This window comes from Sphaerotilus sp., assembly GCF_041083715.1.
Classification (GTDB): Bacteria; Pseudomonadota; Gammaproteobacteria; order Burkholderiales; family Burkholderiaceae_C; genus Sphaerotilus.
The window spans coordinates 1-3764 of sequence record NZ_JBFPGY010000067.1 but is presented as its reverse complement, the minus strand read 5'-3'; the positions used below and the strand labels follow the sequence as shown (position 1 = coordinate 3764).

At 66.1% G+C, this 3764-nt stretch carries 5 protein-coding genes; 1 reads left to right on the top strand and 4 read right to left on the bottom strand.

From position 1 onward, the window contains the following. Nucleotides 1-771: 771 nt before the first annotated feature. Together AB3X43_RS03120 and AB3X43_RS03115 are read right to left on the bottom strand one after the other, a co-directional pair. Nucleotides 772-1194, bottom strand: a complete 423-nt coding sequence (locus AB3X43_RS03120; RefSeq protein ID WP_369428427.1) for a universal stress protein — start codon at nucleotides 1192-1194, stop codon at nucleotides 772-774. Nucleotides 1195-1262: 68 nt separating this feature from the next. Then, nucleotides 1263-2006: a UPF0149 family protein gene (locus AB3X43_RS03115; RefSeq protein WP_369428426.1), complete on the bottom strand. Its 744-nt coding sequence runs from the start codon at nucleotides 2004-2006 to the stop codon at nucleotides 1263-1265. A gap of 75 nt (nucleotides 2007-2081) precedes the next feature. On the opposite strand from AB3X43_RS03115, the gene AB3X43_RS03110 reads away from it, so the two are divergent. Beyond that, entirely contained in the window at nucleotides 2082-2663 is a 582-nt protein-coding gene (locus AB3X43_RS03110; RefSeq protein ID WP_369428425.1) for a cob(I)yrinic acid a,c-diamide adenosyltransferase, read from the top strand. A gap of 18 nt (nucleotides 2664-2681) precedes the next feature. Here the strand turns inward: AB3X43_RS03110 and AB3X43_RS03105 are convergent, their stop codons facing one another. After that, nucleotides 2682-2990 carry a hypothetical protein gene (locus AB3X43_RS03105; protein WP_369428424.1) on the bottom strand — a complete coding sequence of 103 codons (309 nt, stop codon included), beginning with the start codon at nucleotides 2988-2990 and terminating at the stop codon, nucleotides 2682-2684. A gap of 60 nt (nucleotides 2991-3050) precedes the next feature. Beyond that, nucleotides 3051-3764 (bottom strand): 3-deoxy-7-phosphoheptulonate synthase (locus AB3X43_RS03100; RefSeq protein ID WP_369428423.1); only part of this gene is annotated, 714 nt, incomplete at its 5' end.

The following is a 3764-nucleotide window of genomic DNA, read 5'->3' as shown; positions in this document are numbered from 1 at the left end:
TGGTAATTCATCACAAATTCATTCCCAGAAGGTCGTAATGCGTGCATGCGCGGATTTGCCGTGATCTTGATCGCATCACCACACAACACCAACTCAATCCCCGTGATCGTCGCCTGACGAAAAAATTGAAAAAACATGCCGGGCATCACGGGCCATCAAGAGCGCTTCGCACCATCCCCTTGGTCTACCTCCTGCGCTCGCCCGCCTGACACACCGGACTGCGCTGGCCACAGGCGGTCGGAATCGTTCATGTCGCTGATTCGCTGCAGCAATGCGGACATCCTGCACACCCGCAGTGGCAAGAGGGGTTATATGCCGCTGGATGTCACGGACCGATCGCTACACTGTGTCGCAAGAGCTACAGGTTTCCCGGTTCTCGCGCACTCGCTGCGGCACACGCAAGCGCGTTTGCGCGTCGATGCGGGACGGGCCGGCCCGCAACGTGAATGACCACGGCGGCCCGCAAGATGGCCTGAACCCTCCGGGAGAGGCACGGTGGATGAGGGCACCCGGGCCGGCAGCGGGAGAATGACAATGATGGCCGAACGACGCACTCTGAGCAGCTGGTTCCACTGGTCAACCTGGTTCGCAGGCCGGTCCCGTCGTGCCGCGGCACGACGCAAGGCAGAAGACTTCGCCGACTACGGCACCGCCTTCGGCCTGGACATGAGCATGGACCCCAAGAGCGAGTCCACGCCCCCCCCAGCGGCCCATCCCGCACCAGCCAAGGCGCCCTCCGCCAAACGTTGATCCAACCGCTGGCGCGCCGCTTCAGCGCACCAGCAGCACGGGCGTCTTGCAGTGCGCCATCACCCGTGTGGCCACCGAGCCGAGCACCAGATTGCCCAGTTCGGAGTGCCCATGCGAGCCCATCATCAGCAGATCGAAGTGCCCTTCGGTCGCTGTCTTGCCGATGGTGTCGGCGACGTGGCCCGTCTTGCTCAGGAAGGTCGCCTTGAGTCCCTGCTTGTCCAGGAAGGCTCGGATCGGGTGAAACACCTTTTCACCTTCGTCCGCATAGTACGCATGCAGCAACTCGCGGTCGAGCACCGCCGCCGCCCGCGGCGGAATCGGCGAGACCACCGTGAGCACGGTATAGGTGTGCTGCGACCCGAGCCATTCGTCGTGTGCGGCCCAGTAGGCCACCATCCGACGGGTGAATTCGCTTCCATCAACGGCAACCAGGATCTTCATGACGGGGTCTCCTTCAGAGGAACGGTCCCAAGTCTGTCAGAACGCATTCAGGCTGCCGCTGACACAAGTCAACTTGGATCGCGCCCATGGCACAGCTTGAACTTGCGGCCGCTGCCACAGGGACACGGCTCGTTGCGCCCTACCTTGGGCATGCCACGGCGCACGGTCGACACCTTCAGGCGCTGCGTCCGACCGATCGCGGCCAGATCGATGACGGTGGAAACCAGGTCCTCGATGGCGGCATCGAGTGACTTGAGTGGCTGCTCCTGGTCAAGCGCCTTGGTGTAAGCCTGCTCATCCTCGGTCTGGTCCGGCAGGTGCCGCCGCAGGCAGGCCAGCAGATCGGACAGATCGGCATGGCCCAGTTCCTCCAGTGCAGGAAAGTGGTTCAGCGCATGCTCGAATCCCGTCACCCAGGGAGCCAATGCACCTTCGATCTCGGCGCGGCCGGTCAAGGGCTGGTCGTTGTCGTCCAGCGGCTGCATGACGACGGGGTCGAACCATTCATCCTCGACCATCGCGCGGTGGATGGCGTCGTGGCGGCGCTGGACCAGGGCCATCAGGCGCTCGTGCTTGGCCGCATGCCATCCCGGGGTGTCGGGCGTCAGGACCTGGCCGCCCTCGCCCAGGTTCCAGTCGCAGGCCGGCGGCAGCCAGTCGGCGATGTCGACGGCGACCGGCTGTGACAGCACACCGCAGAGGTAACCGTCCAGCATCACCACGTCCAGCGCGTCCAGCGGCTGGGGAATGGCGGCGAGCAGGTCGTCGAGTTCGCCAATTTCGGCGTCGTTCAGGTCGTGGATGGTGGTCATGTGGAGACTGTTCGTGTGTGGCGGTATTGTGCCGGTTGCAACCGGCGGCAGGAGACAGGGCAGTACGATGTCGGCATGGGACATCGACTCACTCAGATCAGCACCCGCACCGGCGACGACGGCACCACCGGCCTCGGCGACGGCACCCGCGTGCCCAAGGACCACCTGCGCATCTCGGCGATGGGCGACGTGGACGAACTCAACTCGCAACTCGGCGTGCTGCTGGCCGAGCCACTGCCCGGTGACGTGCGCGAACTGCTGGTGGTGGTCCAGCACGAGCTGTTCAACCTGGGCGGCGAGCTGTGCATTCCCGGCTACACCCTGCTCAAGGACGACGCCGTGCTGCGGCTGGACGAGGCGCTCGCGGCACACAACGCCACGCTGCCGCGCCTGCAGGAGTTCATCCTGCCAGCCGGTACCCGCAGCGCCGCACTGGCCCATGTGGCCCGCACGATCGCACGCCGGGCCGAACGGGCCGTGGTGACCTTGACCGCGCAGGATCCAGGAGCGGTCAATGCGGCACCGCGCCAGTACCTGAACCGGCTGTCAGACCTGCTGTTCGTGCTGGCGCGGGTGCTGAACCGCGCCAATCTGGACGGACTGGGGGGCGATGACGTCTATTGGCGCAGCGAGCGCCTGCTGCGCAGCGCCGAATGACGCAGCAGCCCGGCGCGCTCAGAAACTGAGCGTTCGCCCGGCCACGTCGATGTACAGCGTGGCACGGGCTGTGGCTGCACCGGCCGCCGCGGCAAATCGCATCGTCCAGGCGTCCCCGGCCGAAAAGCCTTTCGGGCCGGCCGCTTCGGCAATCGCCAGCAGCTTGTCGGCCACGAGCACCTTGCCCGAGGCCCGCTGCGGCTCGCAGTCGAACGCGATGAACTGCTCATCCAGCCAGTGCCGCGCGTCCTCCGGGCGCATCGAAGACTCGACCGCGACGCGGAACTCGCGGTCCGGGCCGAAGGAAACGGTCATCTCGTGGTGCATGGGGCGTCCTCCAAAGTGCGGCCGCTCAGGGTCCGCGCGACCGTTGCCATCCTAGCGCGCTCAGCCGCGCCTGGCCTTCACCGCCTGGTCGAGGATCGCCAGAACTTGCTCTGAATCATCCCAGCCGATGCAGGCGTCGGTGATGCTGCGGCCGTATTCGAGCTTGGACGGATCGTCCTTGCCGGCGCTGAACTTCTGCGCCCCCGCCTGGAGGTGGCTTTCCACCATCACACCGAAGATCTGGCGGCTGCCGCCCGCGATCTGGTCGGCGATGTCACGGGCGACCACGACCTGGCGCTCGTGCTGCTTGCTGCTGTTGGCATGGCTGCAGTCCACCATGAGCGGGGTCGGCAGCTTCGCGGCGTCGAGGTCGCGCACCGCGGCGGCCACGCTGGCCGCGTCGTAGTTGGGCACCTTGCCGCCGCGCAGGATGACGTGGCAGTCGGGGTTTCCCTTGGTCTCGACGATGGCGACCTGGCCATTCTTGTGGACCGACAGGAAGTGGTGCGGGCGGGCGGCGGCCTGGATGGCATCCGTGGCAATGCGCAGGTTACCGTCCGTGCCGTTCTTGAAACCGATCGGCGCGGAGATGCCCGAGGCGAGTTCACGGTGGACCTGGCTCTCCGTCGTGCGGGCACCGATGGCACCCCAGGCGATCAGGTCGCCGATGTACTGCGGCGAGATCACGTCGAGGAACTCGCTGCCCGCCGGCATGCCCAGGCGGTTGATCTCCAGCAGCAGCTGGCGCGCGATGCGCAGGCCCTCGTCGATGCG

Coding starts and splice junctions, on each gene's coding strand:
- AB3X43_RS03120 (WP_369428427.1), bottom strand. CDS start 1,194: ATGAAGATCCTGGTTGCCGTTGATGGAAGCGAATTCACCCGTCGGATG.
- AB3X43_RS03115 (WP_369428426.1), bottom strand. CDS start 2,006: ATGACCACCATCCACGACCTGAACGACGCCGAAATTGGCGAACTCGAC.
- AB3X43_RS03110 (WP_369428425.1), top strand. CDS start 2,082: ATGGGACATCGACTCACTCAGATCAGCACCCGCACCGGCGACGACGGC.
- AB3X43_RS03105 (WP_369428424.1), bottom strand. CDS start 2,990: ATGCACCACGAGATGACCGTTTCCTTCGGCCCGGACCGCGAGTTCCGC.